Annotated in this window: 16 protein-coding genes and 1 tRNA gene; 3 read left to right on the top strand and 14 right to left on the bottom strand. The window is 72.0% G+C overall.

Translation table 11 applies throughout. The annotated features are described in order from the left end of the window. Positions 1-2: 2 nt before the first annotated feature. Entirely contained in the window at positions 3-1,829 is a 1,827-nt protein-coding gene (locus tag HNQ01_RS18300) for an MbnP family protein (RefSeq protein ID WP_173806943.1), read from the bottom strand. A 112-nt stretch (positions 1,830-1,941) separates the two neighbouring features. On the opposite strand from HNQ01_RS18300, the gene HNQ01_RS18295 reads away from it, so the two are divergent. Together HNQ01_RS18295 and HNQ01_RS18290 are read left to right on the top strand one after the other, a co-directional pair. Beyond that, positions 1,942-3,513 carry a pre-peptidase C-terminal domain-containing protein gene (locus HNQ01_RS18295; protein WP_173806942.1) on the top strand — a complete coding sequence of 524 codons (1,572 nt, stop codon included), beginning with the start codon at positions 1,942-1,944 and terminating at the stop codon, positions 3,511-3,513. Further along, positions 3,497-4,369 carry a hypothetical protein gene (locus HNQ01_RS18290; RefSeq protein WP_173806941.1) on the top strand — a complete coding sequence of 291 codons (873 nt, stop codon included), beginning with the start codon at positions 3,497-3,499 and terminating at the stop codon, positions 4,367-4,369. Before HNQ01_RS18295 ends, HNQ01_RS18290 begins: the two co-directional genes overlap by 17 nt. A gap of 3 nt (positions 4,370-4,372) precedes the next feature. Here HNQ01_RS18290 and HNQ01_RS18285 read toward each other — a convergent pair whose 3' ends face one another. From HNQ01_RS18285 to HNQ01_RS18265, 5 genes are all read right to left on the bottom strand, one after another. Continuing rightward, a complete protein-coding gene (locus tag HNQ01_RS18285) occupies positions 4,373-7,498 on the bottom strand; it encodes an efflux RND transporter permease subunit (RefSeq protein WP_173806940.1) in 3,126 nt (1,041 codons plus the stop codon). Continuing rightward, a complete protein-coding gene (locus HNQ01_RS18280; protein WP_173806939.1) occupies positions 7,495-8,700 on the bottom strand; it encodes an efflux RND transporter periplasmic adaptor subunit in 1,206 nt (401 codons plus the stop codon). Before HNQ01_RS18280 ends, HNQ01_RS18285 begins: the two co-directional genes overlap by 4 nt. A gap of 221 nt (positions 8,701-8,921) precedes the next feature. Beyond that, positions 8,922-9,125 carry a hypothetical protein gene (locus HNQ01_RS18275; RefSeq protein WP_173806938.1) on the bottom strand — a complete coding sequence of 68 codons (204 nt, stop codon included), beginning with the start codon at positions 9,123-9,125 and terminating at the stop codon, positions 8,922-8,924. A gap of 174 nt (positions 9,126-9,299) precedes the next feature. Then, the gene (locus HNQ01_RS18270) at positions 9,300-10,637 is read right to left on the bottom strand and encodes an NRAMP family divalent metal transporter (protein WP_173806937.1); all 1,338 of its coding nucleotides are present in this window, start codon (positions 10,635-10,637) and stop codon (positions 9,300-9,302) included. A 245-nt stretch (positions 10,638-10,882) separates the two neighbouring features. After that, the gene (locus HNQ01_RS18265; RefSeq protein WP_173806936.1) at positions 10,883-11,620 is read right to left on the bottom strand and encodes a phosphatase PAP2 family protein; all 738 of its coding nucleotides are present in this window, start codon (positions 11,618-11,620) and stop codon (positions 10,883-10,885) included. 110 nt (positions 11,621-11,730) lie between these two features. Here HNQ01_RS18265 and HNQ01_RS18260 point away from each other — a divergent pair, with 110 nt between their 5' ends. Further along, positions 11,731-13,386, top strand: a complete 1,656-nt coding sequence (locus HNQ01_RS18260) for an ArnT family glycosyltransferase (RefSeq protein ID WP_217427609.1) — start codon at positions 11,731-11,733, stop codon at positions 13,384-13,386. On the opposite strand, the gene HNQ01_RS18255 is transcribed toward HNQ01_RS18260, so the two are convergent. From HNQ01_RS18255 to HNQ01_RS18220, 8 genes are all read right to left on the bottom strand, one after another. Continuing rightward, on the bottom strand, positions 13,338-14,315 hold the full coding sequence (locus HNQ01_RS18255) for a glycosyltransferase family 2 protein (RefSeq protein ID WP_353621735.1): 978 nt from the start codon (positions 14,313-14,315) through the stop codon (positions 13,338-13,340). The genes HNQ01_RS18260 and HNQ01_RS18255 overlap by 49 nt on opposite strands. A gap of 66 nt (positions 14,316-14,381) precedes the next feature. Next, positions 14,382-14,457, bottom strand: a tRNA-Thr gene (locus HNQ01_RS18250). A 34-nt stretch (positions 14,458-14,491) separates the two neighbouring features. Then, the gene (locus HNQ01_RS18245; protein ID WP_173806933.1) at positions 14,492-15,520 is read right to left on the bottom strand and encodes a class 1 fructose-bisphosphatase; all 1,029 of its coding nucleotides are present in this window, start codon (positions 15,518-15,520) and stop codon (positions 14,492-14,494) included. 97 nt (positions 15,521-15,617) lie between these two features. Beyond that, on the bottom strand, positions 15,618-18,272 hold the full coding sequence (pepN, locus tag HNQ01_RS18240) for an aminopeptidase N (RefSeq protein WP_173806932.1): 2,655 nt from the start codon (positions 18,270-18,272) through the stop codon (positions 15,618-15,620). Next, positions 18,265-18,960, bottom strand: a complete 696-nt coding sequence (locus HNQ01_RS18235) for an HAD family hydrolase (protein WP_173806931.1) — start codon at positions 18,958-18,960, stop codon at positions 18,265-18,267. The genes pepN and HNQ01_RS18235 overlap by 8 nt, the downstream gene beginning before the upstream one ends. Before the next feature lie 69 nt (positions 18,961-19,029). Next, a protein-coding gene (gene prfB / locus HNQ01_RS18230) for a peptide chain release factor 2 (protein WP_173806930.1) occupies positions 19,030-20,134 on the bottom strand; the annotation gives its coding sequence in 2 pieces (ribosomal slippage) (positions 19,030-20,052 and positions 20,054-20,134; 1,104 coding nt in all). A 122-nt stretch (positions 20,135-20,256) separates the two neighbouring features. Further along, positions 20,257-21,264: an alpha/beta fold hydrolase gene (locus HNQ01_RS18225; protein WP_173806929.1), complete on the bottom strand. Its 1,008-nt coding sequence runs from the start codon at positions 21,262-21,264 to the stop codon at positions 20,257-20,259. Between the two features lie 70 nt (positions 21,265-21,334). Beyond that, complete coding sequence (locus HNQ01_RS18220; RefSeq protein WP_173806928.1) at positions 21,335-23,425, bottom strand: D-(-)-3-hydroxybutyrate oligomer hydrolase; 2,091 nt, start codon at positions 23,423-23,425, stop codon at positions 21,335-21,337. Position 23,426: the final 1 nt, after the last annotated feature.

The following is a 23,426-nucleotide window of genomic DNA, read 5'->3' as shown; positions in this document are numbered from 1 at the left end:
CGTCAGCGGCCGGCCGTGCCGATCTCGGTCAGCGTCTTCAGGAAGGCCACCAGCGCCGCCTTGTCCTCGGCCGACAGCCCCAGGCCGGCGGGCGGATGCTTGGCCAGGTTGGGGTCGAGGTTCGGGCCGCGCTCGACGCCGTGGTCGTAGTGCTCGATGACTTCCTCGAGCGTGCGGAAGCGTCCGTCGTGCATGTAGGGCGCGGTCAGCTCGACATTGCGCAGGCTCGGCACCCGGAAGCGGCCGCGGTCGCTCTCCAGCCCGGTGACGCCGGCGCGGCCGGGATCGTCCGGGCGGCCCTTCAGACGCGGCAGGCCGATGCTGGCGAACTGCTGGCTGGTGAACAGGCTGCCGCCGTGGCAGTGGAAGCAGTCGGCGCCGCGCAGGCCCAGGCGCGGGTCGTGCTCGGTCAGGAAGAGCTCGAAGCCGCGCTTCTCGGCCGGGCTGAACTGCGCGCGGCCCTGCATCACCCGGTCGAACTTCGCGTCCTGCGCCACCAGCGTCAGCAGGTACTGCTCCAGCGCCAGGCCCAGGCGTGGCGCGCTGACCGGACCGCCGAAGGCCTGGCGGAAGCGCGCCTGCAGCGCCGCATCCCGCCCGAGCCGCTCGACCACCTGCGGCAGCCGGTCGCCCATCTCGTGCATCAGCTCGATCGGACGCAGCGCCTGATCGCGCAGCGCGCTGCGTCCGCCATCCCAGCCGAACTGGCGGCTCCAGGCCAGATTGCTGAGCGTCGGGGTGTTGCGCCGGCCTTCTCGGCCGTCGATGCCGCGGCTGGTCGCCCGGCCCGGGTCGACGAAGGCCCGGTCGGGCACATGGCAGCTCGCGCAGCTGACGCGCCCGTCGCGTGACAGGCGCGGATCGGCGAAGAGCTGGCGTCCGAGCGCCACGCCCTGCACGGTCAGCGGGTTGTCGGCCGGCAGCGTGATCCGGGGCAGGTTCGCGGCGGCGCTCCAGCGGTAGGGCGTGGTGTCGATGGGGGCCACGGCGGAGGCGGTCGCGCCAGGCGTGCCGGCAGCCGCCTGCGGTGCCAGTGCCTCGGCCCGGAAGGCGCGGGCCAGCGCCGCACGCAAGGCCCGCGAGGGCGGGTCGTCGCCGCGCGAGTGGGTCGAGTCGCCATCCTTCGAGAGGTCGACCGCCGCGAGCAGCCGGCCGGCGTCGAGCTTCAGGCGCAGCGTGCCGCCGGCGGCGAGCTGCAGCGGGCCCGGCAGCGTCACGGCGATGCGGTTGAGGTCGCCGGCCAGGTGATAGGAGAAGCCGCCGGTGCGGCCGGCCTCGGCACGGTCGAACTGCCACAGGCCCTCGATCGCGGCGAAGACATAGCCGCCGGTCCAGCCCCAGTGCATGTCGTTGACCAGCGGATGCAGCGGGTCGCCGGGCGCGAGCCGGTTCGGATCGGCATGGTTGGCCTCGGGCGCGACGCCGATCGCGAAGCGCAGCGCGCGGTAGCGGCCCGGCGCCAGGCCCGGCAGCGGCTCGCGCCGCTCGGGCTGGGTGGCGCGCACATGGCCATGCCAGCCCGCCGGCCCCACCCAGCGGCCGTCGTCGGTCTGCAGCTGCAGGCCCGAGAGCATCAGGTCGAGCCGGCTGATCGACAGCGCGCGCCCGCGCCGGTCCCGCACCGCGCCGAGCCGGTCGGGCTCCAGCACCTGGCCGGTCCGGTCGATGACCTGGAGCGCGAGCTCCGGTGCCGTTCCCGGTGCTGTCGCGGGGGCGGCGAGCGCGGCGGCGGGCAGGAGCCCGGCGATGACGAGGCGGGCGAACCGCCGCAGGACCGCGGCTGCGGTCGGGGGCGGCAGGGGCGTGGGGATCGCAGAAGCAGGGCGCATGCGCGAAGGCATCGGCGGAAACATCGGCGGAAAGGATGGGGTCGTCAATGTAAATGCATGTAACATAATTTGTGAATTGATACACGAACGCGCACGAAGCAGGCTTGCCGACATGAACACCCTGACCGCCCTCCGACCGGGACCGCTGCTGGCCCGGATCCTTCTGGCCGCCACGCTGGCGCTGTCCGGACTGACCACCTCCGCGCCGGCCGCGGCCCAGACGGCCACCGCGCCGCAGGCGCTGGCCAGCGGCACCGCGGTCGGCGGCATTTCCGGCGCCTACGGCAGCCAGCGCTACTACACGATCGAGGTGCCGGCCGGCGCCAGCGCGCTGGCGATCTCGATCGCCGGCACCTCCGGCGATGCCGACCTGTACGTGCGCCGCGGCGCGCTGCCGACGCTGTCGAGCTGGGACTACCGGCCCTACCGCAGCGGCTCGAACGAATCGGTCTCGGTCAGCGCGCCGGCATCCGGCACCTGGTACCTGATGCTGCGGGGCTATCAGGCCTACAGCGGCCTGACGCTGAAGGCGACCGTCACCGGCGGCGGCACCGTGACGCCGATCGCGGCGGCGCCGAGCTTCAGCCCGGCGCCGGGCACGCATTCGGGCCGGGTCAGCGTCAGCCTCGCGCCGGCCACGCCGGACGCGGTGGTGCGCTACACGCTCGACGGCAGCACGCCGAGCTCCGGCTCGGAGGTCTACACCGCGCCGATCCTGATCACCTCGACGACCCAGGTGCGCGCGGCCACCTTCGCCTCCGGCCAGATCACCAGCGCCATCGCCTCCGGCACCTACACCATCATCAACCCGGTGCAGACGCTGGCCACCGACACGACGCTCGCCGGCCTGGCCGGCGCGCAGGGCAGCGTCGCCAACTTCCGGGTGGCGGTGCCGGCCGGCGTCAGCAGCGTGAGCTTCTCGATCGCCGGCGGCAGCGGCGACGCCGACCTCTACGTCAAGTACGGCCAGCTCGCCACCACCTCGACCTGGGACCAGCGGCCCTACCTGTCGGGCAATGCCGAGACGGTCACGATCGCCACGCCGCGCGCGGGCGACTACTTCCTGATGGTGCACGGCTACCGCGCCTACTCCGGCGTGACGCTGAAGGTCGCCAGCGCCGGCACCGCCAGCGTCGGCAAGCCCGACATCACCATCGCGATGGACGCCGCCAATCCGCGCATCACCACCGAGACCTTCGCGGCGAACGCCTGCGAGATCGAGGAGGGCACCATCACCGCCGGCACGCACCGGCTGCTGCGCTTCAACACCCAGACGCGCAACATCGGCACCGCCGACCTGGTGCTGGGCAATCCGGCCTCGAGCAGCTCCTTCGAGTGGGGCGCCTGCCACGGCCACTACCATTTCCGCAGCTTCGCGCAGTACCGCCTGCTCGACACCAGCGGCGCGGTGGTGCGCACCGGCAAGAAGGTGGGCTTCTGCCTGATGGACATCACCCGCATCGACGGCGGCGCCAATCCTTCGGCGCGCTACACCTGCAGCAACCAGGGCATCCAGGCCGGCTGGGCCGATGTCTACAGCTCCAACCTGTCGGGCCAGTGGATCGACATCACCGGCGTGCCGGCGGGCAGCTACGTGCTCGAGATCGTCATGGACCCGATGAACCTCATCGACGAGCTCGACGAGAGCAACAACACCGGACGCCTGAATGTCACGATTCCCTGAGGGTGGACGCGCCGGCGGTGCCGGGCGACGCGTGCCGGCGCTGCTGGCGCTGGTGGTGGTGGCCGGCGGCGCGCTGGCCGGGTGGTGGCTGACCGGTCGCCCGGCCGGTCCGCAGGCGCCGCAGGGCGGACCCGCCGGCGCGGCCGTGGCGGTGGCGCCCGGCGGCAGCGGCGTGGCGGACTCGCCCTTCGGTGCGGGGAGCGCCGCGCAGGCCGGCGCGGGCCTGGCGCTGCCGCTGGCCGCGCTGCCCGCCCCGGCGCAGGCGGCCGCCCGCGAGATCGAGCGGCTTGCCGCGCTGCCGGCCGGCGACGAGGCGATCGCGCTGGCACGCCGGCTCGAGGACGGCGCGGACGCCGCCAGCCTGCCGGCCTGGCGCCTGGCGCTGCTGGGCAGCTCGTCCGCGGCGATCGAGCGCAGCGCGGTCACGGTGCTGGCGCGTCTGGCCGACGCCGAGACGATCGCCGCGCTCGGTCAGGACTACGGCCGGCTGCCCCCCGAGCGGCGCGGCCGCATCCTGCAGGTGCTGGAGAACGCCAGCCGGCCGGAGGCGCTCGACGGCCTGGTGCGCATCGCCGAGGGCGACAGCGACGAGAAGCGCTCGGCGCTGTCGATGTCGGCGATGCACGGCCTCGCGCACCTGGGCACGATGGACGCGACCGACTACCTGCTGCAGCAGGTGCGCACGCCGGTCATCGACCATGCGCTGATGGCGCTGGCGGGCGTGGGCACCCGCCAGGGGGTCGAGATGATGCGTGCGGCGGCCGACGGCTCGCGCGGCTTCGAGTCGCTCGATGCCGGCACCCGCCAGGCGCTGCGGCGCACCGCCGCCGCGGCCGAGGCGCGGCTGGCGCGCTGAGCCTCAGGTCGGCGCGACCGGGGCGGCCGGCACCGCGTCGACGATCGGGCCGCGCCCGCTCCAGCGGTCCAGCGCCAGGTAGATCACCGGCGTGATGTAGAGCGTCACCGCCTGCGACACGATCAGGCCGCCGACCACCGCCAGGCCCAGCGGCTGGCGCAGCTCGGCGCCGGCGCCCACGCCCAGCGCGATCGGCAGCGCCCCCATCAGCGCCGCCAGCGTCGTCATCAGGATCGGGCGCAGCCGCAGCAGGCAGGCCTGGCGGATCGCCTCCGGCGGGCTCAGGCCCTGCTCGCGCTGCGCCTCCAGCGCGAAGTCGATCATCATGATCGCGTTCTTCTTGACGATGCCGATCAGCATCAGGATGCCGATGGTGGCGATCAGCGTCAGGTCCATGCCGAAGAGCTGCAGCGTCAGCAGCGCGCCCACCGCCGCCGAGGGCAGGCCGGCCAGGATGGTCAGCGGGTGGATGTAGCTCTCGTAGAGCACGCCCAGCAGCAGGTAGATCACCAGCACCGCCAGGCCCAGCAGCACCAGCTGGCCCGACTGCGAGTCCTGGAAGACCGCCGCGTCGCCGCCCCAGGTGCCGATGATCGTCGCCGGCAGGCCGAGCTCGCGCGCGTGGCTTTCCAGCCGGGCCGTGGCCGTGCCCAGCGAGACCTCGGGCGCGAGGTTGAAGCTCAGCGTGATCGCCTGCAGCTGGCCCTGGTGGTTGACCGCGGTGGGCCCGAGCGTGCGCTGCACCGTGGCGAAGGCGGCGAGCGGCACCATCGCGCCGGACTTCGAGCGCAGCCAGACCTTGGCCAGCGCGTCCTCGAACTGGCGGTCGGCCTCGGCCGCCTCCAGGATCACCTGATAGGTGTTGCTCGGGTTGTAGATGGTCGAGACCTGGCGCTCGCCGAAGGTCGAGTAGAGCGCGCTGCGCAGGTCGGCCATCGACACGCCCAGCAGCGCGGCCTTGTCGCGGTCGATGCTCAGGCTGGCCTGCAGGCCGCGCAGCTGCGAGTCGCTGGTGACGTCGCGGAACAGCGCGGTGTCCTCGCGCAGCCGGCCCTGCAGCTTGCCGGCCCATTCGTTGAGCGCGTCGGCGCTGACGCTCTGCAGCGTGTACTGGTAGCGGCTCTTGCTCTGGCGCCCGCCCAGCTGCAGGTTCTGCACCGGGCGCAGGAAGACCTGCACGCCGGGCACGCCGCGCGTCTTCCGGCGCAGGCCCTCGACCACCTCCTTCATCGGCGCGCGCTCGCCGCGCGGGCGCAGCGTGACGAAGAGGCGGCCGGTGTTCTGCGTCGCGGCGCTGCCGCCGCCGCCCAGGAAGGAGCTGACCGCCTGCACCGCCGGGTCCTTGCGGAAGAGGGCGGCCACCTGCGCCTGCACCTTCATCATCGCGTCGAAGGAGATGTCCTCGGCCGCCTCGACGGTGACCTGGATCTGGCCGATGTCCTCCTCGGGGAAGAAGCCCTTGGGGATCTGCACGAACAGCCAGGCCGACAGCGCGAAGCTGCCCACCGCCAGCAGGCCGACGACGGTGCGGTGCGCCAGCGCCCAGTCCAGCGTGCGTGCGTAGCCGCGCAGCAGCGCCGCGAAGCCGCGCTCGAAGGCCCGGCCGGCGGCGCTTTCCTCGTCGGGCGCGTGGTGGCGCAGGAAGCGGCTGCACAGCATCGGCACCAGCGTCAGCGACACGGCGGCCGACACCAGGATCGACAGGCCGACGACGACCGCGAACTCGTGGAACAGCAGCCCGATCACGCCCGGCATGAAGAAGATCGGGATCAGCACCGCCACCAGCGAGATCGAGATCGACACGATGGTGAAGGCCATCTCGCGCGCGCCTCGGATCGCCGCCTCGAAGGGCGCCATGCCGTCCTCGACATGGCGCACGATGTTCTCGAGCATCACGATCGCGTCGTCGACCACCAGGCCGACCGCCAGCGTCAGCCCCAGCAGCGAGACGTTGTCCAGGCTGTAGCCGCCGGCCCACAGCAGCGTCAGTGCCCCGATCAGCGACACCGGCAGCGACAGCGCCGGGATCAGCGTCGCGGCCAGGCGGCGCAGGAACAGGAAGATCACCAGCACCACCAGCACCACCGTGCCGGCCAGCGTGAGGTTGACGTCGTGCAGCGCCTCGCGGATCGAGAGCGAGCGGTCGTTGGTCGGGATGACGCGGATGGAGGCCGGCAGCTGCGCGTCGAAGCGCGGCAGCATCGCGCGCACCCGGTCGACCACCTCGACGGTGTTGGCGTCGGGCTGGCGCTGCACCGCCAGCGTGATCGAGGGCTCGCCGTCGAAGCTGGCGAAGGCGCGCGCGGTCTCGACGCTGTCCTGCACGTCGGCCACCTCGCGCAGGCGCACCGGCGCGCCGGCGCGGGTCGCCACGATCAGCTGGCCGAACTCGCGCGCGCTGGCGAGCTGGCGGTTGGCCACCAGCGTCAGCGTCTGGCGCGGGCCGTCGAGCGAGCCCACCGGCGAGTTGGCGTTGGCCCCGGCCAGCGCGGCGCGCAGCTCGTCCATCGTCAGGCCGCGCGCGGCCAGCGCGTCCGGGCGCACCTTGATGCGCACCGCGTAGCGCTTCTGGCCGTAGATTGCCACCTGCGCAACGCCGGGAATCGTCGACAGGCTGGGCGCGATCAGGTTCTCGGCGAACTCGTTGAGCTCGGACATCGCCATCGAGGGCGATGTCAGGGCCAGCAGCAGCACCGGCGCGTCGGCCGGGTTGACCTTGCGGTAGGACGGCGGCGAGCTCATCTCGCTGGGCAGCGTGCGCTGGGCGCGGAACAGCGCCGCCTGCACGTCGACCGCCGCGGCGTCGATGTCGCGCGAGGGGTCGAACTCCAGCGTCAGCGATGCGCGCCCGAGCGTGTTGGTCGAGCTGATCGTCGCCAGGCCGGCGATGGTCGAGAACTGCTTCTCCAGCGGCAGCGCCACCGAGCTGGCCATCGTCTCGGGGCTGGCGCCGGGCAGGTCGGCGCTGACCTGGATCACCGGCGTGTTGTAGCTGGGCAGCGCCGCCACCGGAATCTTGGTCAGCGCGACGATGCCGGCCAGCACGATGGCCAGGTTGAGCAGCACCGTCATCACCGGACGGCGGATGAACAGCTCGGTGAAGCTGCTGCGCGCGCCGGCGCCGCTCATCGCGAGGCTCCGCTGGCGGCGGCGGCCGACGACGCGCCCTTGCCGGCGGCCGGCGCGACCTCGCGCACCGGCGTGCCCGGACGCAGGTTCTGCTTGCCCTCGACCACCACCTTCTCGCCGGCGGCCAGTCCCTCGACGACGACCAGCTCGCCCTGCGGCGCGCGGGTCTGCACCGGCTTCATCTGCGCCTTGCCCTCGGCATCGACCACATAGACGCTGCGCTCGGGACCGCGCTGGATCACGGCCGCCTGCGGCACCAGCAGCGCGCCGGGCAGGGTGCGCAGCACCAGCCTGACCGTCACGTACTGGCCGGGCCAGAGCTGGCGACCCGCGTTGGGCACGCTGCCCTTGACGCGGATCGTGCCGCTGGCCGGATCGATGGCGCTGTCGATGAAGCTGACCCGGCCGTCGAGCGTGGCCGCCGGCTGGCCGCGCCGCTCGCCCGGCACCTGCACCGTCAGCGCCACGCCGCCGTCCTGGTCGGCGCGGCGCAGCGCCGGCAGCTGGCCCTCGGGCAGCGCGAAGCTCACGCCCACCGGGTCCATCTGGCTGATCGTCACCATCGCGGCGCCGCCGGGCTGCACCAGGCTGCCGCGCACCACCGCCACCGCACCGGCGCGGCCCGACATCGGCGCCTTCAGCGTCGCGTTCGAGACGGTGACCTCGGCGGCCTGCAGCGCCGCCTGGCTGGACTGCACGGCCGCGCGCTGCGCATCGAGCTGGGCCTGCAGCGAGTCGACCGCATTGCGGCTGACGAAGTTCTGCTCGAGCAGGTCGCGCTGGCGCGCGAGCTGGCGCTCGAGGTCGGCCAGCGTGGCGCGGTCGCGCGCGAGCTGGGCGCGCGCCTTGTCGGCGTTGGCGCGGTCGGCCCGGTCGTCGAGCACGAAGAGCACGTCGCCGCGCCTGACCGGCTGGCCTTCCTGCACCCGCACCTCCAGCACGGTGGCGGTCGACAGCGGACGGATCTCGACGCTGTCGAGCGCCACGACGCTGCCGGCGGCCTCGGTGGACACCTGCACGTCACGCTGCTGCACCGTGAAGACGCTGACCGACTGCGGTCCGCGCCCGGCGCCCGAGGCTGCGGAGGCCGCCGCCGGCGCCCCTTCGGCCGCCGTGGCGCCGCGGCTCTTCGTCATCCACCAGCCGCCGGCGCCAGCGCACCCCACGGCCACCACCACCGCCCACCATCCGCGCTTGCCCATCCGTCCGGTCCTTGTTGGTTCCACTTTCTCGGAGCCGGCTAGACTACCACGCGAAAAAGGCGTGACCGATCGTGGGGACCACGCACGAAGACGGCGTCGGATGCGGCGCGGCCGGGTCCCCGTCGGCCATGAAAAAGGCCCCTCGAGGGGGCCTTTGCGGACACATCGGCTCCCGGACAGGGACGTGTGCCGTCTCCCGGGCGACCTGCGCCCGCGGACGCTTACTTGCTGGCGGCCGGCGCGGCGGCTTCTGCCTTGGCGTCCGCCTTGGCCTCGGCCTTCTTGTGGACGTGCTTCTTGTGCACCGGCTTCTTGGCCGGTGCGGTCGAGGCCGCGGCAGCGGCGGGCTCGGCGGCCGGTGCGTCGGCAGCGAAGGCGCCGGCGGCGAACATCGTGGCGATCAGGGCGGCAAGCAGCTTCTTCATGATGGTCATTCGACTGTCAGTGCAGTCAGTGGTTGATGACAATGACTCAACGAGCCCTCCCGGTCGGGTGTTGACCGGCATCGTGCAAAGTTTCATTGCTGCCTGTATCGACATGCACGCTCGACATGCACGCCATCCGGCGCCGCCCCTGTCCGCCCGGGCCGGACAGGACGCTCAGCCCGTGACCAGCATGACGACCACGGCGGCGGCCATCAGCGCCGTCGCGCACCAGCCCAGCAGGCGATGGCGCAGCGAGATCGTCAGCGCACCCATGATGCGGGCCGACTGGCCGATCCACATCATCACCGCCATGATCGGGACCGCGATGACGCCGTTGAGGATGGCGCTCCACACCAGCGCCTGCATCGGATCCAGCTCGAACAGGCTGGTGATCGTGCCGATGCCGGTGGCGGCGATGATGATCCCGTAGAAGCCGCGCGCCTCGTGGAAGCCGTGCGACAGGCTGGCGTGCCAGCCGAAGACCTCGCTGACCGCGTAGGCGGCCGAGCCGGCCAGCACCGGCACCGCCAGCAGCCCGGTGCCGATGATGCCCAGCGCGAAGATGCCGAAGGCCAGATTTCCCGCCAGCGGCCGCAGGGCCTCGGCGGCCTGGGCCGACGAGACGATGTCGTGCACGCCGTGCTGGTTCAGCGTCACCGCGGTGGCCACGACGATGCACAGCGCCACCAGGTTCGAGAACAGCATGCCCACGCAGGTGTCGAGCCGGATGCGGCCGAGATGCTGCCCGGTGTCGGGCAGCCGGTCGCCGCGCGTCGCCCGGCCGTCCTCCGAGCGGCGGCGGCCGTCCTCGACCTCCTGCGCCGCCTGCCAGAAGAAGAGGTAGGGGCTGATCGTCGTGCCCAGCACCGCCACGACCATGCTGGCGTAGCCGGAGGGCGAGCCGCCCGCGGTCAGCATGCGCCAGGGGTGCAGCGATTCGTCCACCGCCTGGCGCAGCGGCACCTGCACCACCAGCACGACCGCGACATACGAGAACAGCGCCAGCGTCAACCATTTGAGGATGCTGACCGAGCGCTCGTACGAGAACATCACCTGGCCGAGCACGCACACCGAGCCGAACAGCACGATCCACGCCGCCGCCGGGCCGCCCGCGAGCAGGCGGGCCGCCTCGGCCATCGCGCCGACGTCGGCGGCGATGTTCAGCGTGTTGGCGATCACCAGCAGGGTGACGATCAGCAGCGTCAGCCAGCGCGGGCAGACACGGGCGATGTTGGCGGCCAGGCCTTCGCCGGTGACCCAGCCGATGCGGGCCGACAGCATCTGGATGCCGATCATCAAAGGCGTGGTCAGCAGCAGGGTCCAGGCCAGACCGAAGCGGAACTGCGCGCCGGCCTGCGAGTAGGTGGCGATGCCGCTCGGATCGTCGTCGGCGGCCCCGGTGATCAGGCCGGGACCCAGCCGGCGGGCGAAGGCCCGGGTCTCGGGCAGGCTGTGGCGGGCGCGGTGCAGCGCACGCGCCAGCAGGGGATGGCGTTGCAGGAGGGCGAGCATGGAAAGCTCCCTGCACGACGGCGGGCGTCGTGCAGCATGAGGCGGGTGCCGGGGCATGGAAACGTCCGCCGCGCGCAGGCGCAGCAATCAGGGCCGATGCGGCGCGGACCGGGCGGGGTGGAGAACATCAGCCCTCGCGGTCCGGCTCCGTGCACGGCGATCCTGGCCGGGCGCTCAGGGCCTCGGGGACAGCGGATCGCTTGCGGGGGCGATGGACGGCGAAGGCCAGCGACTGGGGGCTGGTTTCATGACGATGCCGTCGAGTGGGGAAGCGGCGATTCTCGCTCCGCGCGATGAGCCGGCGCAAGCCGTCCTTCCTGCTGGCATGGGCATGGGCCGGCGGCGGGTTCAGGCCGCATGTCCGTCGGCCGCGGCAGCGTGCGTTCGTGCGGCCGCTCATGGCCGGAGACCCACAGCGACAGCCGGATCACCAGGTCATGCGTTCGCGTCGGCGGTGCCTGCAGCGGCAGCCACAGCAGCGCACCGAGCAGCAGCGGGGCCAGCCATGCCCGGCCCGGCTGTGGCAGCGGCACCAGGCGTCGGGGCAGCACCCAGGCGCTGACAGCCAGCCCGAGCAGGTGCCCGGTGATGACCTCGCTCCACGAATGGGCACCCACCTCGACGCGCGAGACCGCGATCAGCGCGGCCAGCAGCAGCCCGGGCAGCAGGTGCACGGCCCGCAGCGGACGCGACGCCGGCACCCGCAGCAGCGCGATCAGCCAGGGAAGCACCGCGGCCGAGAACATCGAGTGGCCCGAGAAGCCCGTGAAGTCGACCGAGGCCAGCCCGAGGCCGAAGCCGAGAAAGGCCACCTTCGACGCCGTGGTCAGCAGCGCGGCCAGCGTCGTGCCTCCCAGCCAGCGCCAGGCCAGTGCGCGTGACGGGGCATGCAGCATCAGGCGCAGCAGCAGCACGCCCATCAGCGGCAGCAGGATCTGCGCTTCGCCGAGTCGGGTGATCAGGGGCCAGTCCGGTGCGGGCATCGTGCGGGGCGATCTCGGATCGAGATGCGCGGATGGTGCGATGCAGCATCCTAGCGCGCCTGGCGGGCTGGCGGCCCGGGTGCGGACCGGGGAGCGGCGATACTTCCGGGATGAATCCTGTTTCCCGTCCTCTTTCCTCCGGGGCGTCGGGGGCCGACACGGCCGGCCGCGTGTCCGTCGCGCCGCCGCATCCGGGTGGGCGCCTGCCGCTGATCCTGCTGGCGCTGTGGCTGCTGCTGGCTGCGCCCTGGCGGCCGCTGCTGCTGCCCGACGAGGGGCGCTATGTCGGCGTGGCCTGGGAGATGCTCGGCTCGGGCGACTGGCTGACTCCGACGCTCGACGGGCTGCCGTACTTCCACAAGCCGCCGCTGATGTACTGGATCACCGCGGCGGCGATGCGGCTGGCCGGGCCGGTGCCGCTGGCGATGCGCGCGGCGCCGCTCGTCGGCGCGATGCTGATGGCGCTGGCGCTGTGGATCTGGACCGCCGCGCCGGTCTGGGGGGCGCAGCGCGAGCGCCTGCGCGTGACGGCGCTGGCGCTGCTGGGCTCGATGCCCTTCTTCGTGCTGGGCTCGCAGTACGCCAACCACGACATGCTGGTGGCGGGCTGCGTGTCGCTGGCGGTGGTGCTGGCGCGGCGTGCGCTCGACGAGGAGCACGCGCCGCTGCGCTGGGTGACGGGCGCCTGGGTCGCGGCCGCGCTGGCGGTGCTGGCCAAGGGCCTGATCGGCGTGGTGCTGCCGGCGCTGGTGCTGCTGCCCTGGGTGCTGCTGCGGGCCGATCGCGGGCGTGCGCTGGCTCGGCTGCTGCACCCGGCGGGCCTGCTGGCCTTCGCGCTGGCGGGCCTGCCGTGGTTCCTGGCGATGCAGCATCTGCATCCGGACTTCTTCGACTACTTCATCCTCGAGCAGCATTTCCGGCGCTACACGCAGTCCAACTTCAACAACCGCCTGCCGTTCTGGTTCTATCCGGTGGTGCTGCCGCTGCTGACGCTGCCTGCGAGCCTGCTGCTGCCCGCGGCGCTGCGCCGGCTGGGGCGTGCGTCCCGTGCGGCCGCCGAGGCGTCCGGGCCCGCCACGGCGCTGCGCCACGAGCTGTGGCTGGCGCTGTGGTGGGTCGTCGCTGTGACCGGGTTCTTCTCGCTGCCGAAGTCCAAGCTGGTCGGCTACGTGCTGCCGACGCTGGCGCCCTGGGCGGTGCTGCTGGCCACGGCCTGGGTCGCGCAGCCGCTGCGCCGCCTGCGGCTGGCTGTCGGTGGCGGGGTGCTGCTGTGCGTGCTGGCGGTGGCGGGGCTGACCTGGAAGGGACCGGCCAACCATGCCGACCTGGCCGCCGCGCTGGCCGCGCGCCTGCAGCCGGGCGACCGGGTCGCGTATCTGGGCGATGCCTTCTTCGACCTGCGGCTGCTGGCGCATGCGTCGCTGGCGCCTGCGGTGATCGACGACTGGGAGGATCCTGAGATCGCGCGCGGCGACAGCTGGCGCAAGGAACTGCGCGACACGGTGCGCTTCGCGCCGGCGCTGGGCGCGAGCCGGCTGTGGGCACGCGACGAGGCCTGGCGCCAGCGCTGCGCAGGCGGCCGGCTGTGGCTGGTGCGCGCGCCCGGCGCCGCGCTGCCGCCGGGCTTCGAGGACGCCCGGTCGGTGACGGTCGGCCGCCGCGGCGAGCTGATGCAGGTCGAAGGGCCGGCGCCCGCGCGGCGCTGCGAGGCCGGCGCTCAGGTGCCGGCAGGCTCGCCGCCGTCGATCTCCTCGCCGATCAGGTAGACCGGGCGCTGCTTGACCTCGTCGAAGATGCGGCCGACGTATTCGCCAAGCACGCCGATCGACAGCAGCTGCGCGCCGCTGAAGAACATCAGCCCGCAGGCCAGCGTGGTCCAGCCGGGCACCGGGTGGCCCTCGATCAGGTGCTCGATCACCAGCCACAGCGCATAGCCGAGCGCCCCCAGCGCGACCAGCCCGCCGAGCGCGCTCCACAGGCGCAGCGGCAGGTTCGAGAACGCGGTGATGCCGGTCAGCGCCAGGCGGGCCAGCCGCAGCATCGAGAAGCTGCTGCGCCCGCCCTGGCGTGGCAGCGGGGTGTAGGGCACGGCGAGGGTCTCGAAGCCGACCCAGGCGTACAGCCCCTTCATGAAGCGGTTGCGCTCGGGCAGCGCGTTGAGGGCGTCGACGACGCGGCGGTCGAGCAGGCGGAAGTCGCCGGCGTCGGCGGTGATGTGGACCGAGGCACCGGCGTTGACCAGGCGGTAGAAGGCGCCGGTGCCCAGGCGCTTGAGCCAGGACTCGTCGTCACGATGCTCGCGCACCGCGCAGACGTTGTCGGCGCCGTCGCGCCAGTGCTGCAGCAGCGTCGGCAGCAGCTCGACCGGATGCTGGCCGTCGGCGTCCATCAGCACGACCACGTCGCCGCGTGCCCGCGCCAGGCCGGCGGTCAGCGCGGCCTCCTTGCCGAAGTTGCGCGACAGGCGCAGATAGCGCACGCCCGACCGCGGGCAGGCCATCAGCCGCCGTGTGGCATCGCGGCTGCCATCGTCGACGACGACGATCTCCCAGCGCGGACTCAGCCGCGCCAGGGCCGGTCCCACGGCCTCGAGCGTGCCCGGCAGCGATGCGGCCTCGTTGTAGGCGGGCATGACGACCGAGATCATCGGGTCGACGCAGGATCGATCTTCGGGCGGGCGGTGCGGCGGCTTCATCATGTCTCGGGCCTTGACGCACGAAGGGCCGGCTTCCTCTCGGAAGCCGGCCCTTCGATCTTTGTCTGGTGCCGGAGATAGGAGTCGAACCTACGACCTTCGCATTACGAATGCGCTGCTCTACCAACTGAGCTACACCGGCAGCGGTGCAAGACTTAGATTATAGAACAGGAATTTCAGGCCTGTGAAGCCTTTTCCGCGACTTCCAGATGGTATTCGGTCACGCGCTGGACCTCGTTGCGCGAGCCCAGGATCACGCTGACGCGCTCGTGCAGCTTGGTGGGCTGCACGTCCATGACGCGCTGCGTGCCGTTGGTGGCCATGCCGCCGGCCTGCTCGACGAGGAAGGCCATCGGGTTGGCCTCGTACATCAGGCGCAGCTTGCCCGGCTTGGTCGGCTCGCGCTTGTCCCACGGGTACATGAAGATGCCGCCGCGGGTCAGGATGCGGTGCACGTCGGCGACCATCGAGGCCACCCAGCGCATGTTGAAGTCCTTGCCCCGGGGGCCTTCCTTGCCGGCCAGGCACTCGTCGATGTAGCGCTTCACCGGCGGGGCCCAGTGGCGCATGTTCGACATGTTGATCGCGAATTCCTTGGTGTCGGCCGGGATCTGCACGTTTTCCTGCGTCAGCACCCACGAGCCGGTCTCGCGGTCGAGGGTGAACATCGCCACGCCCTGGCCGACGGTCAGCACCAGCGTGGTCTGCGGGCCGTAGACGCAGTAGCCGGCGGCGGCCTGCTGCTTGCCCGGCTGCAGGAAGTCTTCCTCGGCGACGCCGCGGGTGTTGTTCACCTTGCGCAGCACCGAGAAGATCGTGCCGATCGAGACGTTGACGTCGATGTTGGACGAGCCGTCGAGCGGGTCGAACATCAGCAGGTACTCGCCCTGCGGATAGCGGTTGGGCACCACGTGGATGGTGTCCATCTCTTCCGAGGCCATGGCCGCCAGGTGGCCGCCCCACTCGTTGGCCTCGATCAGCACCTCGTTGGAGATGATGTCGAGCTTCTTCTGGACCTCGCCCTGCACGTTCTCGCTGCCGGCGCTGCCCAGCACCTCGCCCAGCGCGCCCTTGTTGACGGCGATCGCGATGCGCTTGCAGGCACGCGCGACGATCTCGATCAGCAGGCGCAGCTGGCCGGGAATGTGGCCGTGCTCGCGCTGCTGCTCGACGAGGTACTGGGTCAGACTGATGCTCTTGCTCATGACGATCGGGTCAGTTCGGGTTACATGCGGGTTTCAGGATGGGCGCGATCCTACCGTTTCCGGAAGGCGCCATCCTGACGCCTGTCCGATCGCGGCCTCAGTCGGCCAGCGCGCGCGTGACGATTTCGCGGGTATCGGGCGAGAGTTCCGGCTTGGCGGCCACCTGCTCGATGGCGGCGCGCGCCAGCGTGCGGTAGGGCTCGGCCAGCGCGCGCCAGCGGTCCAGCGCGCGTGCCAGGCGCGAGGCCAGCTGCGGATTGAAGCCGTCGATCTCGCGCACCTTCTCGGCCCAGAAGGCGTAGGCGCTGCCGTCGGCGCGGTGGAAGGCGCCGGGGTTGAGCGCGGTCATCGTCATCAGCAGGCTGCGCGCGCGGTTGGGGTTGCGCAGCGAGTAGTCCGGATGCTTCGCCAGCGAGCGGATCTGCGTGAAGACCTCGCCGTCGTGCTCGGGCGCGGCGGCCTGCAGCGCGAACCACTTGTCGATCACCAGCGCCTCGCCGCGGAACATCGCGTGGAAGCGCTCGAGCGCGTTGGCGGCGAGCTGCGAGCGCCCGTGCACCAGCGCACCCAGCGCGCCGAGGCGGTCGGTCATGTTGCCGGCGTCCTTGAAGCGCTGCAGCGCGCGGCCCTGCCAGACCGCGTCCTCGCGGGCGACCGCGTCGAGCACCAGGTTGGCCAGCGCCAGGTTGGCCAGCGCGCGTCGGCCGCATGACACCGGGTCGGGCCGGTAGCCGCCGGTGTTCGAGTGGGCGTCCCAGAGGGCGGCCCAGTCCTCGTGCAGGTCGCGGGCCAGCTGCGCGCGCATCGCCTCGCGCGCGGCATGGATCGCCTGCGGATCGACCGGCTCGCCGGCCTCGGCCAGGCGCTCGGCCAGATAGCCCTCGCTGGGCAGCGTCAGCACCAGCTCCTTGAAGGCGCAGTCGAGCGTCTCGTCGCGCAGCACCGCGCGCATCGCGTCGAGGTAGGCGGCGTCGAGCACCAGCGGCGCGCCGGCGCGCACCGCGCCGAGCAGGCGCGTCACCGCCAGGCGCTGGCCGGCCTCCCAGCGGTTGAAGGCGTCGGCGTCATGGCCGAGCAGCGTGAACAGCTCGGCCTCGCTGGCCTCCCAGTCCAGGATGACCGGCGCCGAGAAGCCGCGCAGCAGCGAGGCCACCGGCGCGGCGTCCAGCGCGTCGAAGGTCCAGGACTGCTGCGCCGAGTCCAGCACCAGCACCCGCTCCGAGCCGGCCACCGGCGTGCCGTCGGCCTGCAGCAGGCCCATCGCCACCGGGATCACGAAGGGCCACTTGTCGGTCTGGCCCGGCGTGGCGGGCGTGTGCTGCGACAGCGTCAGCGTCCAGCTGCGCGTCTCGGCGTCGAAGCGGCCGGCGGCCTTCAGGCGCGGCGTGCCGGCCTGCGCGTACCAGCGCTTGAAGGCCTCGAGACGGGTCGCCAGCGCGCTGTCCGGGTTGGCGTCGGCGATGGCCTGCGCGAAGTCGTCGCAGGTCACGGCCTGGCCGTCATGGCGCGCGAAGTACAGGTCCATGCCGCGGCGGAAGCCCTCGCGGCCGACCAGCGTGGCCATCATGCGCACCACCTCGGCGCCCTTGTCGTAGACGGTGGCGGTGTAGAAGTTGTCGATCGCCTGGTAGCTGTCCGGGCGCACCGGATGGGCCATCGGGCCGGCGTCCTCGGGGAACTGCGTCTGGCGCAGGCCGCGCACGTCCTCGATGCGCTTGACCGCGCGCGCCGACAGGCTGCCGGCCATGTCCTGGCTGAACTCCTGGTCGCGGTAGACGGTCAGGCCTTCCTTCAGGCTGAGCTGGAACCAGTCGCGGCAGGTGATGCGGTTGCCGGTCCAGTTGTGGAAGTACTCGTGGCCGACCACGCTCTCGACGTTGCCGAAGTCGACGTCGGTGGCGGTGGCGGGGCTGGCCAGCACGAACTTCGTGTTGAAGATGTTCAGGCCCTTGTTCTCCATCGCGCCCATGTTGAAGTCGCTCACCGCGACGATCATGAAGCGCTCGAGATCGAGCTTCAGGCCGAAGCGCGCCTCGTCCCAGGCGATCGACGCGATCAGCGAGTTCATCGCGTGCTCGGTCTTGTCCAGGTCGCCGGCGCGCACATAGACCTGCAGCGTGTGGTCCTGGCCGGAGCGGGTGCGGATCTTCTGCTCGCGGCAGACCAGATCGGCCGCCACCAGCGCGAACAGGTAGCTGGGCTTGGGGTGCGGGTCGTGCCAGACCGCGAAGTGGCGGCCCTTGTCGAGCGTGCCCGACTCCACGAGATTGCCGTTGGACAGCAGCATCGGGAAGCGCTTCGCGTCGGCCTTGAGCGTGACGCGGAACACCGCCATCACGTCCGGACGGTCGGGGAAGTAGGTGATGCGGCGGAAGCCCTGGGCCTCGCACTGGGTGAAGAAGCCGCCGCCCGAGGTGTAGAGGCCGCTGAGCTGGGTGTTCTTCTCCGGCGCGCAGGTGTTGCGGATCTCGAGCTGGAAGGGCTCGGCCGGCAGCTTGTCGAGCACCAGCTGGCCGTCCTCGAAGTGGAAGGACACGCTCTCGCCGTTGATGAGCACGCGGGTGAGCGTGATGTCCTCGCCGTCCAGGCGCAGCGGCTGGCCGGGGCGGTCGGCGTTGGGCTCGACCTGCATGCGGCTGATGACCAGGGTCTTGGCCGGCTCCAGGTCGAAGCTCAGGTCGACCGTGCGGATCCAGTGGCTCGGCGCGACGTAGTCCTCGCGCCGGGTCAGGGTGTCAGTACCTTCACGCATGGCTTGTCTCGGGGTCCAGGCTGTTGGGCAGGCTGTGGGGCAGGGAATAGTCGGTGAAGTCCGCGATCGTCGCGACGACGTTCGGGAATCCGGCGAAGGCGTCGGCCGGCAGCGTGGTCGTCAGCGCGACCGCGGCCATGCCGCCGCGCCGCGCCGCCTCGATGCCGAGCGGCGCGTCCTCGAAGACCAGGCAGCGCGCGGGCTCGACGCCCAGGCGGCGGGCGGCCTCCAGGAAGATGTCGGGGTGCGGCTTGCCGCGCAGGCCGTCGGCCGGGCTGGTGACGGTGTCGACCAGCTCGCCCAGGCCGAAGCGCTCGCAGGCCAGCGCGATGTTGGCCGGCGGCGCGGCGGTGCAGATCGCCAGCTTCAGGCCGCGCTCGCGCGCCTGCGCCAGCACCGCGCGGGTGCCGGCGATCAGCTCGAGCTCGCGCACCGCGATCTCGCGGTAGATCGCCTCCTTGCGCTCGGCCAGGCGCTCCAGCTCCTCGGTCTCGCGCGTCGGGAACAGGTCGCGCAGGATCTCGAGGTTGGTGCGCCCGGCGGTGGCGGCGAAGAAGCCGGCGTCGTCGAAGGGCAGGCCGAGCTCGGCATGCCAGACCGCCCAGGAGCGGTCGTGCAGCGGCATGCTGTCGATCAGGGTGCCGTCCATGTCGAACAGCAGTGCGGCGGGGGTCACGTCAGGGGTCATCGGGTCAAGTCCGGTGAGCGAGGTGAGGGCGCGCGCGAACTGCTGCGCGGTCGACGGCCGGCGGCGGGGTCAGAGACCCTGCTTCAGGCTCGCCTCGATGAAGGCGTCGAGATCGCCGTCGAGGACCTTCTGCGTCGCGGAGATTTCCACGTTGGTGCGCAGGTCCTTGATGCGGCTGTTGTCCAGCACGTAGGAGCGGATCTGGTGGCCCCAGCCGACGTCGGTCTTGGTGTCCTCCAGCTTCTGCTGCTCGGCCAGGCGCTTCTTCATCTCGAAGTCGTACAGGCGCGAGCGCAGGCGCTTCCACGCCACGTCCCGGTTGCTGTGCTGGCTGCGGCCGTCCTGGCACTGCACGACGATGCCGGTCGGGATGTGCGTCAGGCGCACCGCCGAGTCGGTCTTGTTGATGTGCTGGCCGCCCGCGCCGGAGGCGCGGAAGGTGTCGGTGCGCACGTCGGACGGATTGATCTCGATCTCGATCGAGTCGTCGATCTCGGGATAGACGAACAGCGACGCGAACGAGGTGTGGCGCCCGCCCGAGGAGTCGAACGGCGACTTGCGCACCAGACGGTGCACGCCGGTCTCGGTGCGCAGGTGGCCGAAGGCGTAGTCGCCCTCGACCTTGATGGTCGCGCTCTTGATGCCGGCGGTGTCGCCCTCGGTCACGTCCTCGACCGTGGCGGTGAAGCCCTTGCGTTCGCAGTACTTCAGGTACTGGCGCAGCAGCATCGACGCCCAGTCGCAGGCCTCGGTGCCGCCGGCGCCGGCCTGGATGTCGACGAAGCAGTTCATCGGGTCGGCCGGGTTCGAGAACATGCGGCGGAACTCGAGCTTCTCGATGGTCTCGCGCAGCGTGGCGGTCTCGGCCTCGATGGTGGCGAGGGAGTCGATGTCGTTCTCCTCCTTCGTCATCTCGTAGAGCTCGGTGTTGTCGGCCAGCTGGGTCGTCAGGTGGTCGATGGTCTCGACGACGGTCTCCAGCGAGCGCTTTTCCTTGCCGAGTTCCTGCGCGCGCTTCGGGTCGTTCCAGACCTCGGGGTTCTCCAGCGCGGCGTTGACCTCGGCCAGCTTCAGGGCTTTCTGGTCGTAGTCAAAGATACCCCCTTAGCGCGGTGGTGCGCTCGCTGAGGTCGGCCAGGGTGGCGCCGATGGCGTTGATTTGTTCGATGTCCATGATCTTCTCGTCCAGTGACAGAGGGCGATTTTGGCATGGCGGGGGCCTTGGCCCGGGCACATGCGAAGAACACGCGCGCTCTGTCCGCTCCCGATCCGGACGAGAAATGGAAAATGCACTCGTCAGGCCACCGCAGGCCCTGCGGCTGCGCCCGCCGCCCCCAGATGCCCCGCCATCCACCCCGCCAGCGCCTCGGGCTGGTCGTGGTGCAGCATGTGGCCGCAGTCGTCGAGCGTGGCGCGCGCGAGCTGCGGCACGACGGCCAGGCGCGCCTCGAAGTCCTCGCGCGGGTAGCGGTCGCCCCACCACTTGCTCACGTCGGTCTGGCGGCCCTCGACCCACAGCACCGGCGCGGTGATCCGGGACCAGCAGGCCACGGCCTCCTCCTTGCGGTAGAGCACCGGGTTGAGCTGCTTGTGCGCCGGGTCGCCCAGGATCTCGAAGCGGCCGGCCTCGTTGCGCCGCGACCAGTGCGGCGCCAGCCAGTCGGCGAAGTCGGCGCGCAGGCGCGGGTTGTTCTTCCTCAGCCGCGCGGCCACCGCGTCCAGGCTGTCGTAGTCGCGCAGCGTGGCGGGTTCGCGCAGCTGGTCGAGCCACTGGGCGTAGCGGCCCGGCGCCTGCGCCGGGTGGCTCTGCGGCAGGCCGAAGCCCTCGAGGTTGACGAGGCGGCGGATGCGCCCGGGCCGGATGCCGGCATACATCATCGCCACGTTGCCGCCCATGCTGTGGCCGACCAGATCGACCACCGGCTCGTGCGCCAGCCCCAGGCCGGGCGCGCGCAGCAGCGCGTCGAGGTCGGCCAGGTAGTCCGGGAACCAGAAGGTGTCGGTGCGCTGGCCGCCGGGCGCGCTGTCGCTGCGGCCGAAGCCGCGCCAGTCGGGCGCGATGATGAAGCGCGCCGCGCCGGCGCCGTCCCGGGCCTCGAGCGCATCGACCAGGAACTGGAAGGAGGCGCCGACATCCATCCAGCCGTGCACCAGCACCAGCGTTGGCCGCTCGGGCGTGGCCAGCGCGGGCTCGCCCCAGGTCATCACATGGCAGCGCAGCCCGCGCAGCGGCACGAACAGCGAACGCGCGCGCCGGCGCGGGACGTAGGGCAGGGCGGGTGCGGTGGCGGTGGAGGTGTGCATCCGCGCCACTGTAGGGGCTGGCCGCCCCGGCCGGGTGTCCGGCCGGTGACGCTCGCCGCGAGCCGCCTGATCAGTCCGGCACGCTGACCGTGCCGGCGGCGAAGTCGATCTGGTCGGCGCTGGCCGGGCTGGCGCTGATGGCGGGCAGATTGGCCGCGGTGATCGCCGGCGCGCTGCCTGCGGCGCCGCCGCGCGGCGTGGTGCGCACCACCTGCGAGGGCGGCAGCGCCTTGCCCGAGCGCAGGTGGTCCCACATCCAGTTCAGCGCCTGCAGGTTGTAGACATGCAGCGGCACGAAGCGGGTGTCGTAGCCGGCCAGCAGGCCGATGAAGGCGTCGAAGTGCTGCGCGTGGGTCACCTCGATGTAGCTCAGCCGGCTGGCGCTGCCGTCGACCTGGCGGCTCAGGCCGAAGTAGGGCCGCGAGCTGTGGTTGACCGGCACCAGCGTGTCGGCGCGGCCGTGCACGATCAGCGTCGGCTTGCCCTGAAGCCGGCCGCTGCGGCGCACCTCGTCGATGCCGGCGGCCAGCGTGGCGTCGCTCAGCTTGTCGCGCAGGCACCTGGCGCCGTCGAAGTCCAGATCCTCGGTGTTGCTCGAGGCGGACCGGGCCAGCAGGTAGTTGATCGCGCCGCCGGGCGCGCTGTCGGCGATCAGCGCGATCGAGCTGGTCGGCGGCACGCCGTTGCCGATGCTGAAGATGTTCGTCATCGGGCTGGTGGTGGCCGCAGCCGGCATGCCGGTGGTGGCCACCGTCGCGAAGGAGTAGTTGCAGATCGCCGAGTCGACCCGCGCGCGGCTGTAGGCCTGCGCATAGGTCGCCGCGACGCCGGCGGTGGCGTTGGTCGCCCAGTGCGAGGCGTGCAGCAGGTCGCTGTCGGCCTCCCAGCCGGCGTCGCGCAGCTTCTGCCGGGCCTCCTCGGCCTGCTCGGCGGTGGTGGCGGCGCTCAGCAGGCCGGCACTTTTCAGGCTGGCGCAGCGGTTGGCCGCACGGGTGGCGTTGATGGTGTTGAACGGGCTGGCGGCGTTGGACGCGGCGATCGCGGCGCAGGGCTGGTAGAGGTTGGCGGTGGTGAAGTAGTCGTAGAGCGGCCGGCCGGAAGCGCTGACCGCCATGCCGCCGCGGCGCACCGCGATGCCGGCATGGGCCGGCAGGCTGACCTGCGGCTCGGTGGCGACGATGCCGTCGATCAGGCCGCCGCTGTCCTGCTCGGCCGCGGCCAGCACCGCGCCGCCGCCGTTGGAGACGCTGGCGGCGATCACCAGCGTGTTGTCCGGGCGCAGCCGCACCTTGCGCCGATCCTTGGCGTCGAGTCCGGCGTAGGTCTCGTTGAGCAGCCAGAAGGCGGTCTGGATCGAGCGCAGCGTCCACAGGCCCCAGTCCTTCTCCGGGTTGCGCTGCGAGTGCGCGTGCTTGAAGGCGTAGCGGTTCGGCCGGAGGGTGTTGATGGCCGCGCGCTCCGCGGCGCTCAGTCCGGCATTGAAATGCGCGGCACTGCCGGCGGCCGAGGCGGCGGCAGTCGTGCCGTCGAGCTTCGTGACGGTGTCGGTGGAGAGCTCGTGCGCGCCGCTGCCGGTGCCCTTGTCGGTGTAGGCGACCGCGCAGCCGCGCTTCAGGCCCCATTCGCCGGTGGTGCCGATCGCGCCGTAGATGCCGCGCGAGCCGCTCGAGGGCGCCGCGACGATGCACGGCGCGTCCGGATTGAAGCTCGCCGGCACCTGCACCATCACGCCGACGTTGTCGCGCCCGGAGCCGTCGTCCATCAGCGCGCGGTACTCGATGCCGGCGATCCGGCCCTCGCCGAGCGTGTCGTTGCCGGCCAGGTCGATGTTGGGGCCGTAGAGCCGGCCGTAGCCGCCGTTGGCCGTCATGTCGGCCAGCGCGCGGTAGTTGGTGTGGATGGCCAGGCGGCGCAGTTCGGCCGCGGTCGGGGCGGTCGGCGTCGCGAAGGTCGGCGCGGTGGCCGAGCCCAGGCCGGTCCTGCCCAGGCCGGCGGTCAGCAGGTCGTCGCTGCTGCCGTCGTAGGAGGCGGCGCTGACGCTGCCCAGCCAGCTCGGGCGGGTGTTGATCTCGTCCTCGTCGGACAGGCTGCCACAGCCGCTGGTGCCCAGCGCGGCCAGCGCGGTGGCGGCCGCCAGCGCGATCGGGGTTCGGGTTCGCATC

Origin of the sequence: Sphaerotilus uruguayifluvii (genome assembly GCF_013294065.1) — a bacterium.
Lineage (GTDB): Bacteria > Pseudomonadota > Gammaproteobacteria > Burkholderiales > Burkholderiaceae_C > Sphaerotilus > Sphaerotilus uruguayifluvii.
Note: the sequence above shows the minus strand (reverse complement) of the source record. Positions and strands in the feature narration are given on the sequence as shown.

Excerpts from the sequence above, each read along its gene's own strand:
- HNQ01_RS18270 (WP_173806937.1), bottom strand. The coding sequence starts at position 10,637 with ATGCTCGCCCTCCTGCAACGCCATCCCCTGCTGGCGCGTGCGCTGCAC.
- HNQ01_RS18235 (WP_173806931.1), bottom strand. The coding sequence starts at position 18,960 with ATGACCCCTGACGTGACCCCCGCCGCACTGCTGTTCGACATGGACGGC.
- HNQ01_RS18300 (WP_173806943.1), bottom strand. The coding sequence starts at position 1,829 with ATGCGCCCTGCTTCTGCGATCCCCACGCCCCTGCCGCCCCCGACCGCA.
- HNQ01_RS18280 (WP_173806939.1), bottom strand. The coding sequence starts at position 8,700 with ATGGGCAAGCGCGGATGGTGGGCGGTGGTGGTGGCCGTGGGGTGCGCT.
- HNQ01_RS18225 (WP_173806929.1), bottom strand. The coding sequence starts at position 21,264 with ATGCACACCTCCACCGCCACCGCACCCGCCCTGCCCTACGTCCCGCGC.
- pepN (WP_173806932.1), bottom strand. The coding sequence starts at position 18,272 with ATGCGTGAAGGTACTGACACCCTGACCCGGCGCGAGGACTACGTCGCG.
- HNQ01_RS18220 (WP_173806928.1), bottom strand. The coding sequence starts at position 23,425 with ATGCGAACCCGAACCCCGATCGCGCTGGCGGCCGCCACCGCGCTGGCC.
- HNQ01_RS18285 (WP_173806940.1), bottom strand. The coding sequence starts at position 7,498 with ATGAGCGGCGCCGGCGCGCGCAGCAGCTTCACCGAGCTGTTCATCCGC.
- HNQ01_RS18260 (WP_217427609.1), top strand. The coding sequence starts at position 11,731 with ATGAATCCTGTTTCCCGTCCTCTTTCCTCCGGGGCGTCGGGGGCCGAC.
- HNQ01_RS18255 (WP_353621735.1), bottom strand. The coding sequence starts at position 14,315 with ATGAAGCCGCCGCACCGCCCGCCCGAAGATCGATCCTGCGTCGACCCG.
- HNQ01_RS18295 (WP_173806942.1), top strand. The coding sequence starts at position 1,942 with ATGAACACCCTGACCGCCCTCCGACCGGGACCGCTGCTGGCCCGGATC.
- HNQ01_RS18265 (WP_173806936.1), bottom strand. The coding sequence starts at position 11,620 with ATGCCCGCACCGGACTGGCCCCTGATCACCCGACTCGGCGAAGCGCAG.
- HNQ01_RS18275 (WP_173806938.1), bottom strand. The coding sequence starts at position 9,125 with ATGAAGAAGCTGCTTGCCGCCCTGATCGCCACGATGTTCGCCGCCGGC.
- HNQ01_RS18245 (WP_173806933.1), bottom strand. The coding sequence starts at position 15,520 with ATGAGCAAGAGCATCAGTCTGACCCAGTACCTCGTCGAGCAGCAGCGC.
- HNQ01_RS18290 (WP_173806941.1), top strand. The coding sequence starts at position 3,497 with ATGTCACGATTCCCTGAGGGTGGACGCGCCGGCGGTGCCGGGCGACGC.